Source organism: Blautia ammoniilytica, from assembly GCF_025566965.1.
Lineage (GTDB): Bacteria > Bacillota > Clostridia > Lachnospirales > Lachnospiraceae > Blautia_A > Blautia_A ammoniilytica.
Genome location: NZ_JAOQJL010000011.1, coordinates 54,261 through 71,037, shown reverse-complemented (window position 1 = coordinate 71,037; position 16,777 = coordinate 54,261). Strand labels below are relative to the sequence as shown.

Sequence of the window (16,777 nt, the reverse complement as noted above, 5' to 3'; positions counted from 1 at the left end):
CTGATCTATGAACATTACACGGAAAATAACCTGTGGAAGGAAAATACAGTTGCCAGGAAAGCCGGGCAGGCAAAAGAAAAGGAACTGGAACAATGGCTGCAAGGAATCGAAGGCATGGACCGAGTGGTGGAGGATGATATGGGGGAGAGGATACCACTTTGGGAGGAGATCATGATTCGTCATGGGAGTGTATGCTGTGCATGGGAGAAAAATTCATTTGAGGAAGGATTGAAGGTTGGGATCAGGCTTATGATGGAGGTATTTTCAGAATAGCCCAATCCACAACATATCGTTCACGGGAAAACAAATATTCACTGGATTCACTGGGAATCTGAGAGGAATGGTAGAATTATATATGCTGGTTATGGTATAGTGGAAAAGGAGATTTGATCTTTTCTGTAAGAAAGAATGTTTGTGGAAAGGAAGATATGAAAAATGGAAAAACAGTTGGATCCTGTAATAGAAATACAGCATCTGAATAAGTCCTTCGGTAGTGTACATGCTGTAAATGATCTAAGCTTTCAGGTAAGAAAAGGGGAGCTATTTGCTTTTCTTGGTGTAAATGGAGCAGGCAAGAGTACCACGATCTCGATTATCTGCGGGCAGCTGAAAAAGGACAGTGGAGAGGTAAAGATCGGCGGCAACGAAGTAGATCAGAAGCCGGGAGACATTAAAAGAATGATAGGTGTTGTTTTTCAGGACAGTGTGTTGGATAAGCCGCTGACTGTCAGGGAAAACCTGGAGAGCAGAGCCGCACTGTATGGTATTACAGGTAAGGAATTTGATAAGAGACTGGAAGAGCTGTCCATTATCCTGGACTTTAAAGGGTTTATGAACCGGCAGGTGGGCAAACTGTCCGGCGGTCAGCGAAGAAGAATTGACATTGCCAGGGCACTACTTCACAAACCTGAGATATTGATTCTGGATGAGCCTACCACAGGACTGGATCCTCAGACCAGAAAGCTGATATGGAGTATTATCGAAAAGCTTCGGGTATCAGAGAATATGACCGTTTTTCTTACAACACACTATATGGAAGAAGCGGCATCTGCAGGTTATGTAGTGATTCTGGATAAGGGGAAGATTGTGGCAGAGGGTACACCTTATCAGCTGAAAAATCAATATGTACAGGACTATGTTTCTATATATGGAGCAGGAGAAGAACAGATCCGGCAGCTTGGCAAACCTTATAAGGCAATCCGGGATGGTTATCAGATCCAGGTACAGAACACCGGTGAAGCAACAAAGCTGATTGTAGAGCATCAGGAACTGTTTCAGGATTATGAAGTAGTAAAGGGCGGCATGGATGATGTATTTCTTGCTGTAACCGGAAAGGTATTAGGAGGTGAGAATCCATGAAAACCACGTTGGCATTAATAAAACGAAACAGGAAGCTGTTTTTCAGAGACAAGGGCATGCTGATCTCATCCTTGATCACTCCGATTATTCTGATCGTATTATATGGGACTTTTCTTGCTAATATATACAGAGATTCTTTCCTGTCGGCCCTTCCTGATTTCTTTAAGATTTCTGATAAATTAGTGGATGGCACAGTAGCTTCACAGCTTGCAGCCGGACTTCTGGCAGTCAGCTGTGTAACAGTAACCTTTTGTGTAAACCTGACTATGATACAGGACCGGGCCAGTGGTGCAAGAAAGGATTTTAATGTATCTCCTGTAAAAAGACCATTGATCTACCTGGGCTACTTTTTTTCAACTGTGCTGAATTCCTTAATGGTAAATCTGCTGGCTTTGGCATTGTGCCTTGGCTATATTGGCATCATGGGATGGTATTTAAGCGTGGCAGATGTTTTATGGCTGATTTTGGACGAGATCCTTCTGGTCCTGTTTGGAAGTATTTTATCCAGCATTGTCTGCTACCCTTTGAAAACCCAGGGACAGATGTCAGCTGTGGGAACCATTGTAAGTGCAGGATATGGATTTATATGTGGTGCATATATGCCTATTTCTAATTTTGGAAGCGGATTGCAGAAGGTTCTTTCCTTTATTCCAAGTACATATGGGACTTCTTTGTTGAAGAATCATATGCTGAGAGGTGTTTTTGAGGAAATGGAAAAGGAAGGGATCCCCACACAGGCAATTGCGGGGATCCGGGATTCCGTGGACTGCAATCCTATCTTTCTTGGGAAAGTTGTAGGAACAGGATGGATGTTGGCAATCATGGCTGGTACCATTGTGATCCTGGGGATTCTTTATCTGCTGATCACAGACCTTAAGAAAGAGTAGAAGGTTTTTCTGTCTGATATCCGCTCCAGTTTTGAAGAGCTGTTGCACCGGATTGATCTGCAGAATCACTGTAAGAATCGGTTGTGATGGTGTATTGGCTGTCACCTTCTACATAAACAGTGCCGTCAGTTCCCTGGATAGTCACAGCTTTGCCCTGGTCATCTACGATGGTTCCTTCATTGGAGAGGGAAGTAACGGTGCTGTCTCCGGTAACCGTCCAGGTTGAGTCTTTGCTGACAGTTACGTTGCAATAACCGGAACCACCGTCACCGGCATATGTTTCATCATCAAGGATTGCACCTGTCAGATTACTGCTGTCTGTAATATAGAAATCAAGGTCACTGATAGAATCCCATATCACATCTCCCTGCATGTCCTGACTGATTGCGGTAAAGGCACAGTCTGCGCCATTGGCACCTGCCTGTCCCCAGCCACGCTGATTGGTATTGCCTGTACACTGCAGGAAAAACTCATTGTCATCATTATAATTAATATCTACATCATTTAAAGTGATGGTGCTTTCCGTGTTGGTGGTGTAGAATACACCACCGTTTTGGGAAGTAAGGGAACCACCATCCATCTGGAAGGTGCTGTTACCTACTTCTGCGTCACCAGACATGCTTTGATATAAGATGACAGTCCAGGTGTTGTCATTTTGATCCTGATCACTCATATTTCCGGTAAGATCGCAGTCATACAAGTGGATTGAGTTAAGACCTTCGATACATACAGCTTCCGATCCGTTGGCTGTGAGAGTCGCATTATTTACTGCAATATCTGCTGTACTGTAGATGGCAGGAGAGCCGATCCCGTTGGAAGTATAGCTTCCTCCATCCAGAACCATTGTGCCGCCGCCTCTGTCGCTTCGGATGGCTGCGGAAGATTCACCATTGGTTTCAACATTCAGACCCCAACCATAAAGGGTGCCTCCACCAGCGGTATGTACACCGCCGGAGGTGCCCTGCTCTGTTTTAATGTCTGTATCTGCCGCATAGATCGTACCATTACCATATGCGAATAGACCAGCTCCACCATTTGCGTTCGTTGTAATACTTCCACCTTTTACGTAAGCTGTTCCGTCTGTTGCCAGAACGGCTGCACCTACCCCATAAAAGCTGGCATCATTGCCACCGGTACTTTCCTGGGACTCCCGGGATATGGTTACGTTGTCAAAAGTCACATTGGCACCGGAAGAGATCAAAGCTGCATTTTCATCGGTTCCTGTGGATTCAAGGGTTGTATTTTCAATAGAGGTATCTTCTGTATATTCATTGACAGTGGTGTAGCTATCCACGCCTTCAGACTGACCGCCATCAGGACCGCCTTGTCCGTCCGGAGCCTCACCTTCTGGTTTTTCAGGAGCCTGTCCGTCCGGAGCTTCACCTTCCGGTTTTTCAGGAGCCTGACCATCTGGTGCTTCATTTGTGACTTTCTGCTCCTGTGCTGTATCTGCTTCTGTAGTGGTAGAGACGTCTTCTGCAAACGTGGTTGCTGGAACGGCTGTAGATGTTACCATGATTCCCATCAAAACTGCTAAATATTTTTTCTTCATTTTTATATTGTCCTTTCTGTATGAATGTTTGTTGTCTTGTTGTTTATGTAAAACAATATATATGAAGACTGTGTTTAAAATATGGAAAAAATGTGTTCCTTATGTGGGAAAAATGAAAAAAAAGTGTGTATTAAGATTTGCACGAAAATGTGGAAAGGCATATAATTGATTCCCGAAAGGGTAGTGCTGGTTCAAGAAAATTGAGATAAAGGACGGAAAGAAGCCATGGAATTTTTTGATATTATTAATGAGGCAGGAGAGCCAACCGGGCAGACTGTAGAGCGGAGTATTGCACATGCTCAGGGGATAAGACACAGAACTGCCCATATCTGGATCATAAGGGAAATGGAAGGCAGGATTCAGGTTTTGCTGCAAAAGCGTTCCACAGAGAAAGATTCTTTTCCCGGCAGGTTTGATACCTCTTCGGCAGGGCATGTGCAGGCAGGAGACGAACCATTAGAATCTGCATTAAGGGAACTTTTTGAAGAACTGGGGATTAAAGCACAAGCCAGGGATCTGGAATTTGCAGGAACATTTCCTATCCGGTATAAAAAGGAGTTTTATGGAAAGCTTTTTTGGGATAACGAGATTGCATTTGTATATGCTTACAGGAGGCCTGTGGAAATAGAAAGCTTAAAGCTTCAAAAAGAAGAGGTTGAGGAAGTGCAGTGGTTTGACCTGGAAAATACTCTGTCAGAATGTAAAAAGAAGAATCAGAAATTTTGTGTTCCAATAGAGGGACTAGAGCTTATCAAAAGATATCTTACAGCATAAACACATGTCAGCTGGGAGTCAATCCCCCAGCTGATATAGCCTCGTTTGAATAACGTATGCAAATATTGAATACATCTGTTGCAAATAAGAATGGCCGAATATCCCCCTACAGGGCTTATGAAGAATCGCTGATTTTGGTATCATTGAGAAAGTTACCAAAATTAAAAAAGCGAGGGATCAAAGAATGAAAAAGGGACTTTTAACAATGGTAGGAATGCTTCTGACTGTATTTATGGCCAGTGCAGGCACAACAATTCCTGCATTTGCAGAAGAAGAAACAACTCTGGTATATGGAAGTGGAGATTATACCAGGATCAACCCGGCTATGGATGAGCATGGCGAGATCAATATTCTGATCTTCAGCGGATTAACTGCACATGACGGAGAGAATCAGGTAGTTCCAGGACTGGCTAAGAGCTGGGAGTTCGATGATGCAAACAATACCTACACATTTCATATGGTAGAGGATGCCAAATGGCAGGATGGTGAACCTGTTACTGCAGATGATGTTAAGTTTACAATCGAAGCTATTATGGATCCGGAAAACGGTTCTGAGAATGCACCTAACTACGAGGATGTAGAAGAGATTAATGTGATCGATGATCATACTGTTTCATTTAAGCTTAAAGACAAAAATGTTGCATTCCTTGATTATATGACAATGGCAGTTCTTCCTAAGCATCTGCTTGAGGGAGAAGATATGCAGACATCTGATTTCTTCCGTAACCCGGTAGGAACAGGCCCATACAAAATCGAATCTTGGGATGAAGGACAGGCTATTACTCTGGTTAAGAATGAAGATTATTTCAAAGGCGAGCCATCCATTGATAAAGTTGTATTCAAGATCGTACCCGATGACAATGCGAAAGCACTTCAGTTAAAATCAGGAGAATTGGATCTGGCTCTTCTCACGCCGAAGGATGCAGCTTCTTTTGCTGATGATGATGCATATACATGCTATGATATGAAGACTGCTGACTATCGTGGAATCATGTTTAACTTTGGCAACGAATACTGGCAGAAAAACCGTGATCTGATCCCGGCAGTATGCTACGGACTTGATCGTCAGGCAATTATTGATGCAGTGATCCTTGGACAGGGAATGCCGGCTTATGGACCGCTTCAGAGAAATATTTACAACTATGAAGATGTTGAGCATTATGATTACAATCCGGAAAAAGCAAAAGAAATCCTTGAAGCTGCTGGATGTGAGATGGGTGATGACGGATTCTATTATCGTGATGGCGAAAAAGTGGGATTTGTTATCAGCGTAAGTTCCGGTGATCAGGTACGTATTGATATGGCACAGATCGCAGCACAGGAACTGAAAGAAATTGGCATGGATGTATCCGTTGAGATTCCTGCACAGATAGACTGGGCTGGACAGATGGCATTCCTGATCGGATGGGGAAGCCCATTTGATGCTGACGACCATACCTACAAAGTATTCGGAACAGATAAGGGAGCAAACTACTCCAGCTATTCCAATGAGGAAGTTGACAAATATCTGACCGAAGCAAGACAGACCGCAGATCCCCAGGTTCGTGCCGAGGCATATGCTAATTTCCAGAAAGCTCTTGCAGAGGATCCGGCTTATGCAATGATCTGCTATATCGATGCTAACTATGTTGCTGACAGCAATATTAAGGGAATTGATCCTGATACAGTTATGGGACATCACGGAGTTGGTATTTTCTGGAATGTTGCAGACTGGACGATTGAATAATAAAACGAGATAAGGGTTGTGATGGGGGCGCCAGGAGTGCCCCCTTTTTACACTAGCGGAAAAAGGATTAAAAATGGAACATTTATTAGAGGTTAAAAATCTTTCAGTCAGCATAGAAGGTTCCTTAGGAGAAGTACAGGCAGTGAGGGACGTGTCTTTTTCGTTAAAAAAGGGAGAAGTGCTGGCTATAGTTGGCGAATCCGGATGTGGAAAGAGTGTGCTTTGCAAAAGTATCATGAAGCTTTTGCCACCAAGTGCAAAGATCAAAGAGGGAAGTATCCATGTGAATGGACAGGATATCACTTGTTATCGGGAGAAGGAGATGCAGAAGCTTCGTGGAAAGGTTTTTTCCATGATTTTTCAGGATCCTATGACATCCTTAAATCCAACGATCAAAATTGGAAAACAGATCGCAGAAGCAGTGCTGATCCACAATAGAAAATATACAAAAGCGCAGGTAGATCAGAAGGTTCTGAGACTTATGGAGCTGGTAGGTATTTCTCATCCAAAGGAACGCTACCATCAGTATCCCTGGCAGTTTTCTGGTGGAATGCGCCAGAGATGTGTTATGGCGATTGCACTGGCAGCAGATCCGGATATTTTATTTGCAGATGAACCGACCACAGCATTGGATGTGACCATACAGGCACAAATCCTGGATCTTCTGCGTGAAATACAGAAAAAGCTTGGAACAGCGATGATACTGGTTTCTCATGATTTGGGAGTTGTTGCCAGGGTAGCAGACAGGGTAGCAGTAATGTACGCAGGTAAAATCGTAGAGATCGGTACAGCAGAGGAAGTGTATTACGATCCCAGACACCCATACACATGGGGATTGATGAAGTCACTTCCTGCATTTGCAAATGGAAAAGAAAGTCTGTACACAATTCCCGGTATGCCGCCTACATTGATCCATCCGCCTAAAGGTGATGCTTTTGCATGTCGAAATGAGTATGCCCTGAATATTGATTATGAAGAAATGCCGCCTATGTTTAAGATAACAGATACGCATTATGCGGCAACCTGGCTGTTGGACCCACGGGCACCACAGATCAAATCACCTATGGGAGGGCAGTTCAGTGAGTAAAGAAGTTTTATTAGATGTGAAGCATCTGACCCAGCAGTTTCACCTGACAAGAAAAATCAAAGTAAAGGCTGTGGACGATGTTTCATTTCAAATCCATAAAGGTGAAATCTTTGGTCTGGTAGGAGAGTCTGGTTCCGGGAAATCTACAGTAGCCAGATGTTTGATGAATATATATCAGCCCACGAAGGGAGAAATCTGGTACAAAGACGTAAATATCTGTGATAAAAAGGAATTTAAAAAGCATAAGAAAATGCTGCAGACCAGACGCCAGATGATCTTTCAGGATTCAGCATCCAGTCTGAATCAGAAAATGAAAGTGTCTGATATTATTACTGAGCCTATGAGAATTCAGCATATCACACCGCCCAGAGGAAGCTTTGTGAAAGAGGCTGCATTTCAGATGGAATATGTAGGACTGGAGAATAGCTTTCTGGATCGTTATCCATCTGAATTGTCAGGCGGCCAGAGACAACGAGTGGCGATAGCCAGATCCTTGTGTATGGAACCGGAATTTCTGGTGGCAGATGAACCGATTGCTTCTCTTGATGTGTCCATACAGGCACAGATCGTGAACCTGTTTCGCCATCTGCAGGAGGATCATGGATTTACATTTTTATTTATTGCACATGATCTGGCGATGGTTGAATATCTTTGTGACCGGGTGGGAGTCATGTATCATGGAAAACTGGTAGAACTGGCTCCAGCAGAAGAATTGTATTCCAATCCGGTGCACCCTTATACGAAAACATTGTTATCTGCAATTCCTGTTCCGGATCCGATCAGGGAAAGAAAAAGAGTCCTCCAGTATTATCATGGGGAGGGAATGGAAAACAGTGTATGGACAGAAGTGTCACCAGGACATTTTGCAATGACCCAGGCTGACAGAAAGGGGTGCAGTATATGATGAGACAAAAAAAGTTAGTCTACTATGGTACAAAAAGCCTGATATTCCTGATTTCTGTATTTATACTTTCTGTTGCAGTATTTTATGTAGCACGTCTTGCACCGGGAGATCCGCTGATCTCTTATTATGGAGACCGTACAGAGAAGATGAGCCCGGAAGAACGTGAATGGGCAATGGGAAAACTGGGTTTGAATGAACCCATTTCTGTGCAATACGTGAAATGGGTAAAAAATGCTTTTCATGGAGAGTTTGGCATTTCCTTTAAATATAAACAGGATGTATTAGAAGTAATTGGCAACCGCATTGGCAATACACTTTTGCTTGGAGGAATCGGATTTATCATTATGTTTGCAGGAGCTTTGCTTCTTGGAATCCTATGCGCCTGGTACGAAAACCGGATGGCAGACCGGATCCTGTGCAAGCTGGGAACCATATCAAGTTGTATTCCTGAGTTCTGGATGGCTCTGGTGCTGATCCTTATCTTTTCCGTAAATCTTAAGGTTTTGCCAAGTAGTGGCGCTTACAGCACCGGAAATGCAGGAAATGTTGGAGACCGGATTCTGCATCTGATCATGCCGCTGACCATCGTGGTTCTGGAGCATTTGTGGTATTACGCTTACATGATCCGAAATAAGATCCTTGAAGAGGTTCGTGCAGATTACGTTCTTCTGGCAAAAGCAAAAGGATTGAATAAGAAAAAGCTTATGTTCACGCATTGTGTCCGAAACGTAATGCCTGCTTATCTGAGCATTATGGCAATTGCAGTCCCTCATGTACTGGGGGGAACCTATGTAGTAGAAAGCGTATTTTCCTATCCTGGAATCGGAGCTCTGTCTTATGAGAGTGCCAGATATCATGATTATAATCTGCTGATGTTGCTGTGTATGATGTCAGGAATCCTGGTTATTTTCTGTAATATTGTCAGTCAGACTATCAATGAACAGATTGATCCTCGTATGAAGGATGAAGTAATAACCGAGAAATCGGAGGTAGTGGAAGGATGACTAATAGTTTATTTGAATTTGCAGGAAACAAAAAGACAGAAACAATAATTCCGAAAGCAAAGAAAAAGTGGTATAAGAACAAACCAGTGGTTTCGATAGCAATCCTGGTGCTTATCATACTTGGCTGTCTGGGTGCAGAACTGATCATGACAAAGGATCCCACCTATATGGATCTGCTGAATTATAACAAGGCGCCTGACAAGGAATTCCTTTTTGGTACAGATACCATGGGAAGAGATATTTTTTCTATGATCTGGTATGGGGGAAGAATCTCAATTCTGATCGGTGGTTTAGCTACTGTAATTTCTACTTTTATTGCAGTTGTGGTTGGGGCATTCAGTGGAGTGGCACCGGCATGGCTTGATGAACTGATTATGAGATTTACAGAGATATTCCTAAGTATTCCAACTCTGCTTCTGATCATTCTACTGCAAGCTATCATGGGAAATGCGAATGTTCTCAGCCTGTCATTTGTGATTGGCGTGACCAGCTGGACCAGTATTGCCAAAGTGGTACGTACTGAAGTACGACAGATACGAAATAGTGAATATATTATCGCTGCAAAATGTATGGGAGCAGGGTTCTTTCGTGTTTTGTGGAAACACCTGGTACCCAACTTTTTCTCATCAATCATGTTTATGGTTGTTATGAACGTAAGAACTGCAATGATCTCAGAGGCTACCTTGAGTTTTATGGGAATCGGTCTTCCCATAGAAGTTATCACATGGGGCAGTATGCTATCTCTGTCAGATAAAGCATTGATGACAGGCTCCTGGTGGATCATCCTGATCCCAGGGCTTTTCCTGATTGCTACAGTACTCTGTCTGACTAATATAGGAAATGCCTGCAGAGAGCAGGCAAACAGAAAAGAAAGTAATTTTTAAGAATTTTTTAGTGGCAGCCTCCTGCATCTACTATGTTTTCAGGTGCGGGAGGCTGCATTTTACATGGAACGATATTCTGAAGGTGTCATACCACAGGATTTTCGGAAAATCTGAGTGAAATAAGAAGCATCATTATATCCTGTAAAAGTGGCTATATCCGTAATGTCAAAGTCTGTATTTATTAAAAATTCCTTTGCCTTTTTCAGGCGCAGCTCCGTCAGATACTTGGAAAATGTTTGTCCTGTTTTATTTTTAAATGTTCTGCTCAGGTGTCCCACGCTTACAAAATATTTATGTTCTGCAAGCTCATTTAATGTGATATCGTCAGCATAATGATTTTCAAGATAACCTAAAATGTTTTCTATCAGAAGTTCGTTTTCATCTTCCTCATTTTTCTCCCCAACTTCTTTCAAAATCATAAATAAATATTCTTTTAACTCATCCGCTGTATGGAATTGATACAGATCAATCTTAAAGTCAAACAGGAAATATCCCCCTTCTCCAGCCGGAACCTGACATCTATTATAATAGTTGTTCCGGAGGATAGAAAAAAGCTGTATGACCGCATTATAAAGGCTGTAAATGTTTGCATGTTCTTTTATACATCTGGCAAATAATTTGTCTATGATTTTTTCTGCCTCATGAATGCGTCCAAATTCTATGAACCTGCTGAATATTTCCAATGTTTCTTTTTCCAGCAGATTTGTGATTTCCAGTTCCTTCTTCCAGAAAAACAGATTGTCATTTATTAAAATACGGTTATTAATTGCGTAAATACATTCTCGGTATGCTTTTTCAATTTCAGCTCTTTCTTTATGAATGCCACTGATTCCAAACCAGGAATTATGACCTATGCTATTTCTTAGCTGCAGAAAATCAGCCTCACCAATACATGCTTTGAAATCCATTTTCTCTTTGCAAAAAAAGAGTAATATACATTCTCCTTTATTTTTAAAATACCAGCTTTGTATATTAGAGGCATTTTTTTTGCCCTGTAAATAGTTTTCAATTTTTTGATAACCTGAATTTGAAACTTCTCCCTTCACCATATAAAACCAGGAATGAGCATTCCAAAGATCAGCAGGCATCATGTGGTCAAATAGCTTTTTATTATGTATCAGCTGTGCAAAATCCAGGTTCTCAACAACACCTTTTAATTTATTAATATTCTCCAGATTATCGAACTTCGCTTTTTCAATAAGAATATCCTTAATACATTCAAGTAATTCTGATTCATTAATTGGTTTTGTCAAATAGTCCTTTACATGATATCGCAATGCCTTTTTGGCATATTGAAAATCTTCATATCCCGTTTCTACCACTACTGCACATTTTGGCAAATGTTCCTGTACATATTTTGCCAGTTCCAGACCATCTAAATTGGGCATACGAATATCCGTAATGATAATGTCTGCTTCATTTTTCTGAAGATATTCTATTACTTCTTCTCCATCTTCAAAATCTCCTTCTACCAAAATTGGTAATCCGGATTTCTCAAGCATCATAACAAGTACTTTTCTTGCATAATATTCGTCATCTGCAACTAAAATTTTAAAGTTCATTATTACACCTCTTTTGGCAATATAGGAAAACGGACCTTTATACAAGTATATTCTCCCAGGGTACTTTCAATTGAAATTCCAAATTCTTCTCCATAATAGTTTTTAATTCTCTGGTGCACGTTGATTAGACCAATTCCGGATGAACTATGATTTATGCCCTGCTTCAGGTCCTTCTTAAGCTCCTGGCGCAGCATCTGCAATGTTTCATCGTTTATTCCATTCCCATTATCACAAATACGGATCTCTGCTATATGATCTGAACTGATTTTTCCTGTCAGTTCTATTCTGCCTCTTTTTTTACATGGAATAACACCATGTTCTATTGCATTTTCCATTAATGGCTGCAAGATGAATTTTAACATTTCACAGGTCAGCATCTCCTCATCCACGTTATAAATTACATCAAATTTTCCAGGAAAACGCAGGGACTGTATTTTTACATAGCATTGAAGATTTTCAAGCTCCATTTTCAGCTGTACAATATTTCCACCTTTTACATTGTAATGGAAAATATGGGACAGGCTTTCCGAGATTTCGGATATTTCTTTAATTCCGTTTAGCTTTGCCAACGCACTGACAATATTTAATGTATTATATAAAAAATGAGGATTGATCTGATATTGCAGCATTTGCAGTTCGGTTTTCTTCTGACTTATTTCGTTTTTGTAAGCCAGAATAATATTTTCTTCAATACGCGATACAAGATCGTTATAACCACTTACCATTGTAGAAATTTCTTCTGGTACGTCCTCTGATAATTGAATATGCCTTGGCTTTTGTTTTTTATGTAATGTTACCTGATTTAAGGCATTAGAGAATTCAGAAATAGGTTTTGTAATACGACTGATCAGCTGCATGCCTCCAAACAGTAAAAATACAAAAATCATCAAAACCCAAAAGCAAAAGGGCAAAATATTCTTTGTACTATTGAAGGTAAAACTTTTTTTCGGCATACATTGAACCAGATACCAGTCCAAATCAGTGATTTTAACAACATATGCGTTCCAGACAGTGCCGTCTGTTTCCAATACTCCTTGATGATCTGAATTTTCATAAATGTTTTTCACATCCTTCAGAAGAAAATTGTTTTCTTTTTCAGAAGAATAAATCATCCCGTTTTTATTAAAAAGACAACATTCGATTTCATTATTTGAAAACACAGAAAAACTTTTTTCTATTTCTTCAAAGTTCAGATCGATATAAATCGTAGCAAGCTTTTCATCTGATGTTACCGGATACATAGCATATGCAATTGTTAATAGTTTATATGGAAGCATGTTTATTTCGCCTTCATATATGTCTGTGATGTGTTTCTCATTTTTATGACCTGCTTTTGAATAGACAATATGATCTTGTGCCTGCTCAACCTGCTTTAATGAGTCCTCAACAAAATTGCCATAAATATTTCCATTTTTGGTTAAAATCGTAGCACGTAAAATAAATGGGTTAATCCCGCAAATATCCTCTAAAATATTATTTACATAGTTCGAGTTTGAAAGTTGTTTTTTTAGAGATTGCTTTTGATAGTCGTTTCGGAGATTTGTCATGATATCTTTATCTATTAAAGGTAAATATTGCAAATAATCCAGATTCTTTGTTATCGTTTCAATCTCCAGTTCCCACTGACTGTTCATTCTGTGCAAGTAAGACCAATTATTTTTTTCAGCCTCTTTTATATCAATAAAAAAGGATGCACAAATGACTATTAAGGAAAATAGAAAACAGCATGCCAGTCCAATAAAAAGCTGCCACCATACAGGCAATCTTGAAATCCTCTTCACACTCAGTCTCCTTTCAACAGAATAAAAAGATCATTCCATTCCTTTAAAAATGATTTTTCGGTATTCCTTTGAGGTGAACTGAAAAAGTTCTGAAATAAAGCATCCCTTGCATCAGACTTGTCGCTCTCGTAAGCAAATTCTTCCAGATCAAAATCACCATTCCTGATGCTGTCCGTAAATGCTTTTGCATATTTGTCTGCTACATCTACAGATTTTATACAGGAATATGCCCCTGCTTCTTCTGCATAATATTCACTCATCTTTTTTGAAAATACATAATCCAGAAATTTTCCAACTGCTTCTGTATGGGTACAGGAAGCTGAAACTCCCAAGGATGCATCTATTTTTACTACCACTTTTTCATCACCTTCATGATATGCAGGGAATGGCATAAATAACAGATCGATATCCGGATTGATTTTTTTTATTAAGGGATATGCCCAGTTTCCCTGGAGAAACATATATGCTTCCCCGTTTGCAAATGTTTTTACTGCTTCGTCATATCCTGTGTTTATTGTTTGTTTCTGACTGTATTTTCTTATTTCTAAATATCTCCTGGTGGAATCAAGTGCAATAGAATCTTCATATAAAAGTGCATCACCATCTAATACCTTCTGAAATAGGTCGTCCTGGCTTCCCCTGGATGACATATCAATTGCATCCCATCCCTGGTGAACGGTCCAGCTGTCTTTATCTGCAAAAACAATAGGAAGCTTTCCAGCTTTTTTTATTTGCTGCATGGTATCAATAAGTTCAGAATAAGTAGAGGGAATCTGATACCCTTCTTCCTCCAGCATCTTTTTGTTATAAAATATTCCTCTGTAGTTCACAGATAATGGAAGTACGTAAGTACCATTATGAATTTCTAATTTTTCCAAAAAATGCTCATTAACACAACGGGTTGCCGAAAAATTGTCTAAAGCCTGCAAATATCCACCCGTTACATATTTTTTCAGATCATCTTTCTTAGCTCCAATAAATTCAACAATATCCGGGAATTCTCCCTGAACTGCACGTATTTGCAACTCCTGATCCGGATTGGGTACTTCCAGATGTTCAACATATATCTCGTCCTGTGACTCATTAAAATCTTCAATGATTGTTTCAAAAATATGCCTTGTTTCTCTTTTGGACGTGAGAAATACAAGTGTTTCTTTTTCATCTTTTTCACTGTTTATTTGCTGCTTTTGACTATATTCTTTCACATATAACAGACCACTGCCTGCAATGGCACAAACAGCAATGAATAATAATATTTTCAGATTTTTTTTCATAGGAGTTCCCTTTTCATATTGAATTAAAAAATACACTATTTTCCTACTAAATATAGTACAACGAATCAGGTGGTTTTTCAATCAGATTTACCAAACAATTAAAGAAATCAAAAAAATAATAGTGACAAGTTCAAAAACTTATAGCGCTGCCAGAACGTTTTTTTTATAATAAAGTTACAAAATATGAAGGAGGGTATTAAGAAATGAAGAAAAAAATTATTAGTATTCTTTTAAGCAGTGTTATGATTTTCTCTATGGGGATTTCAACAGTTTCTGCTGCTGCAGCTGACGATACTTCAGCTACAGAAAGTGTTGTAGTCAGCAAAACAGAGGGCATTACAGATACCGCATACGGAAAGGTTCGTGGTTTTATTGACAACGGAACTTATACTTTCCGTGGGATTCCTTATGCAAAAGCCGACAGATTTGAACAGCCGGAGGCTCCTGATACATGGGATGATGTGCGCAATTGTCTTGTCTATGGTTCTACAGCTCCTATTACAAATATGACAGATCCGGATGGCGGAGATTTCCTGATTCCTCATCGTTACTGGGCACAGAGCGAAAACTGCCAGAATTTGAATGTTTGGACACAGGATCTGGATACCAATGCAAAGAAGCCGGTTATGGTATGGTTCCATGGTGGCGGATACACCAACGGTTCTGCTATCGAAGGTATTGCATATGACGGAAAAAATCTTAGCGAATATGGTGATGTAGTTGTAGTAACTGTAAACCATCGTTTAAACGTACTTGGCTACTTAGATGTTTCCGAATATGGTGAGGACTATCAGTATTCTGGTAACTGCGGCACAGCAGATATGATTGCATCCTTAAAGTGGGTAAAAGAAAACATTGCTAATTTTGGCGGCGATCCTGACAACGTGACTATTTTCGGACAGTCTGGTGGCGGCGGTAAAGTCATCAGCATGTTAGCTTCCCCTGAAGCAGAAGGATTATTCAATCAGGCGGTTGTACAGAGCGGAAGTGAACGCTATATCGAAAAAGATACTGCAAAAAAGATTACTGCAAAAACTCTTGAAATTTTAGGAATTTCAGATAACCAGATTGAACAGTTAAAAGAGGTTCCGTATGATACTCTTGATGCTGCTGCAACTGAAGCATTAAAAGAAGTTGGCGATGAAATTGGAACTTCTTTAAGCTGGCGTCCTGTTCTTGATGAAGATTATATTCAGAGTAATTTCCAGGAATGGACAAATGACATTCCGGTTATGGTCGGTTCTGTATTTGGAGAAATGAATTGCTGGACATGTCTGGATCCCAATGAAACCAACAAAAACTCCTGGACTGAAGAAGAAGTTGACGCAAAATTAACAGAAAAATACGGTGATAAAGCTGAAGCTGTAAAAGAAGCTTTCCTGAAAGCTTATCCTGAAAAGAGTGCTTGTGACGCTTATTATGTAGCAGATCGTACAAAGTTCACCAATACCCTTACAAAACGAGTAGAAGCTGGTGCAACTAAAAATTATGATTACGTTGTATCTTATGAATCTCCAATTGATGGTGGTGTAAACCTGTGGCACTGCGGCGAAATTCCATTTGTATTCCACAATGTAGATCTGGTATCCGGCAGCTATGGCGGAAGTCAGGATGCTTATGATCTGCAGGATGTAATGGCAAGTGCATGGGTAAACTTTGCACGCACCGGAGATCCAAATGGTGACAATGTACCTGAATGGAGCACCTATACTTCTGACAACAAATCTACTATGGTATTCGATACCACAAGTGGAGAAAGAGTTGATTATGATGCTGAATTACAGGAACTGATCAGCCAGTAACAGTATATAACCGCTCTAGTAAGTAATAAAGATATTAAAAGTATATAACCTCTCTTAATAGACAATATAAATCCTCTTGGAGTGACAGACACTTAATGATCCTGTCATTTCAAGAGGATATTTTGTTGAAAAAATGTACATCGTATTCTCACTTTTTTCCCTCCCATAATAGCATTTAGCT

14 protein-coding genes are annotated in these 16,777 nt (G+C 40.2%); 10 read left to right on the top strand and 4 right to left on the bottom strand.

The window, feature by feature from the left end; genetic code table 11:
- The 3 genes from OCV61_RS07240 to OCV61_RS07230 form a co-directional block, all read left to right on the top strand.
- On the top strand, positions 1–273 hold a 273-nt coding region (locus tag OCV61_RS07240), incomplete at its 5' end, for a hypothetical protein (RefSeq protein ID WP_262582727.1).
- 162 nt (positions 274–435) lie between these two features.
- On the top strand, positions 436–1,359 hold the full coding sequence (locus OCV61_RS07235; RefSeq protein ID WP_158421243.1) for an ABC transporter ATP-binding protein: 924 nt from the start codon (positions 436–438) through the stop codon (positions 1,357–1,359).
- Positions 1,356–2,246: an ABC transporter permease gene (locus OCV61_RS07230; RefSeq protein ID WP_158421242.1), complete on the top strand. Its 891-nt coding sequence runs from the start codon at positions 1,356–1,358 to the stop codon at positions 2,244–2,246. The genes OCV61_RS07235 and OCV61_RS07230 overlap by 4 nt, the downstream gene beginning before the upstream one ends.
- On the opposite strand, the gene OCV61_RS07225 is transcribed toward OCV61_RS07230, so the two are convergent.
- Positions 2,233–3,798: an autotransporter outer membrane beta-barrel domain-containing protein gene (locus OCV61_RS07225; protein WP_158421241.1), complete on the bottom strand. Its 1,566-nt coding sequence runs from the start codon at positions 3,796–3,798 to the stop codon at positions 2,233–2,235. The two genes, OCV61_RS07230 and OCV61_RS07225, sit on opposite strands and share 14 nt — an antisense overlap.
- A 225-nt stretch (positions 3,799–4,023) precedes the next feature.
- Here OCV61_RS07225 and OCV61_RS07220 point away from each other — a divergent pair, with 225 nt between their 5' ends.
- From OCV61_RS07220 to OCV61_RS07195, 6 genes are all read left to right on the top strand, one after another.
- Positions 4,024–4,572 carry an NUDIX hydrolase gene (locus OCV61_RS07220; protein ID WP_158421240.1) on the top strand — a complete coding sequence of 183 codons (549 nt, stop codon included), beginning with the start codon at positions 4,024–4,026 and terminating at the stop codon, positions 4,570–4,572.
- A gap of 184 nt (positions 4,573–4,756) precedes the next feature.
- Entirely contained in the window at positions 4,757–6,298 is a 1,542-nt protein-coding gene (locus OCV61_RS07215) for an ABC transporter substrate-binding protein (RefSeq protein ID WP_158421239.1), read from the top strand.
- Between the two features lie 73 nt (positions 6,299–6,371).
- Positions 6,372–7,385, top strand: a complete 1,014-nt coding sequence (locus OCV61_RS07210) for an ABC transporter ATP-binding protein (protein ID WP_158421238.1) — start codon at positions 6,372–6,374, stop codon at positions 7,383–7,385.
- Positions 7,378–8,289 carry an ATP-binding cassette domain-containing protein gene (locus OCV61_RS07205; protein ID WP_158421237.1) on the top strand — a complete coding sequence of 304 codons (912 nt, stop codon included), beginning with the start codon at positions 7,378–7,380 and terminating at the stop codon, positions 8,287–8,289. The genes OCV61_RS07210 and OCV61_RS07205 overlap by 8 nt, the downstream gene beginning before the upstream one ends.
- The gene (locus OCV61_RS07200; protein WP_330382899.1) at positions 8,286–9,293 is read left to right on the top strand and encodes an ABC transporter permease; all 1,008 of its coding nucleotides are present in this window, start codon (positions 8,286–8,288) and stop codon (positions 9,291–9,293) included. Before OCV61_RS07205 ends, OCV61_RS07200 begins: the two co-directional genes overlap by 4 nt.
- The gene (locus OCV61_RS07195; protein ID WP_158421236.1) at positions 9,290–10,177 is read left to right on the top strand and encodes an ABC transporter permease; all 888 of its coding nucleotides are present in this window, start codon (positions 9,290–9,292) and stop codon (positions 10,175–10,177) included. Before OCV61_RS07200 ends, OCV61_RS07195 begins: the two co-directional genes overlap by 4 nt.
- 59 nt (positions 10,178–10,236) lie before the next feature.
- On the opposite strand, the gene OCV61_RS07190 is transcribed toward OCV61_RS07195, so the two are convergent.
- Genes OCV61_RS07190 through OCV61_RS07180 form a run of 3 tightly spaced genes read right to left on the bottom strand, consistent with a single transcriptional unit; the run spans position 10,237 to position 14,794 of the window.
- Positions 10,237–11,739, bottom strand: a complete 1,503-nt coding sequence (locus OCV61_RS07190) for a response regulator (RefSeq protein ID WP_158421235.1) — start codon at positions 11,737–11,739, stop codon at positions 10,237–10,239.
- A gap of 2 nt (positions 11,740–11,741) precedes the next feature.
- Positions 11,742–13,520, bottom strand: a complete 1,779-nt coding sequence (locus tag OCV61_RS07185) for a sensor histidine kinase (RefSeq protein ID WP_158421234.1) — start codon at positions 13,518–13,520, stop codon at positions 11,742–11,744.
- A 2-nt stretch (positions 13,521–13,522) separates the two neighbouring features.
- The gene (locus tag OCV61_RS07180) at positions 13,523–14,794 is read right to left on the bottom strand and encodes an ABC transporter substrate-binding protein (RefSeq protein WP_158421233.1); all 1,272 of its coding nucleotides are present in this window, start codon (positions 14,792–14,794) and stop codon (positions 13,523–13,525) included.
- 203 nt (positions 14,795–14,997) lie between these two features.
- On the opposite strand from OCV61_RS07180, the gene OCV61_RS07175 reads away from it, so the two are divergent.
- Positions 14,998–16,596 carry a carboxylesterase/lipase family protein gene (locus OCV61_RS07175; protein WP_158421232.1) on the top strand — a complete coding sequence of 533 codons (1,599 nt, stop codon included), beginning with the start codon at positions 14,998–15,000 and terminating at the stop codon, positions 16,594–16,596.
- The last annotated feature ends 181 nt before the right edge of the window (positions 16,597–16,777 follow it).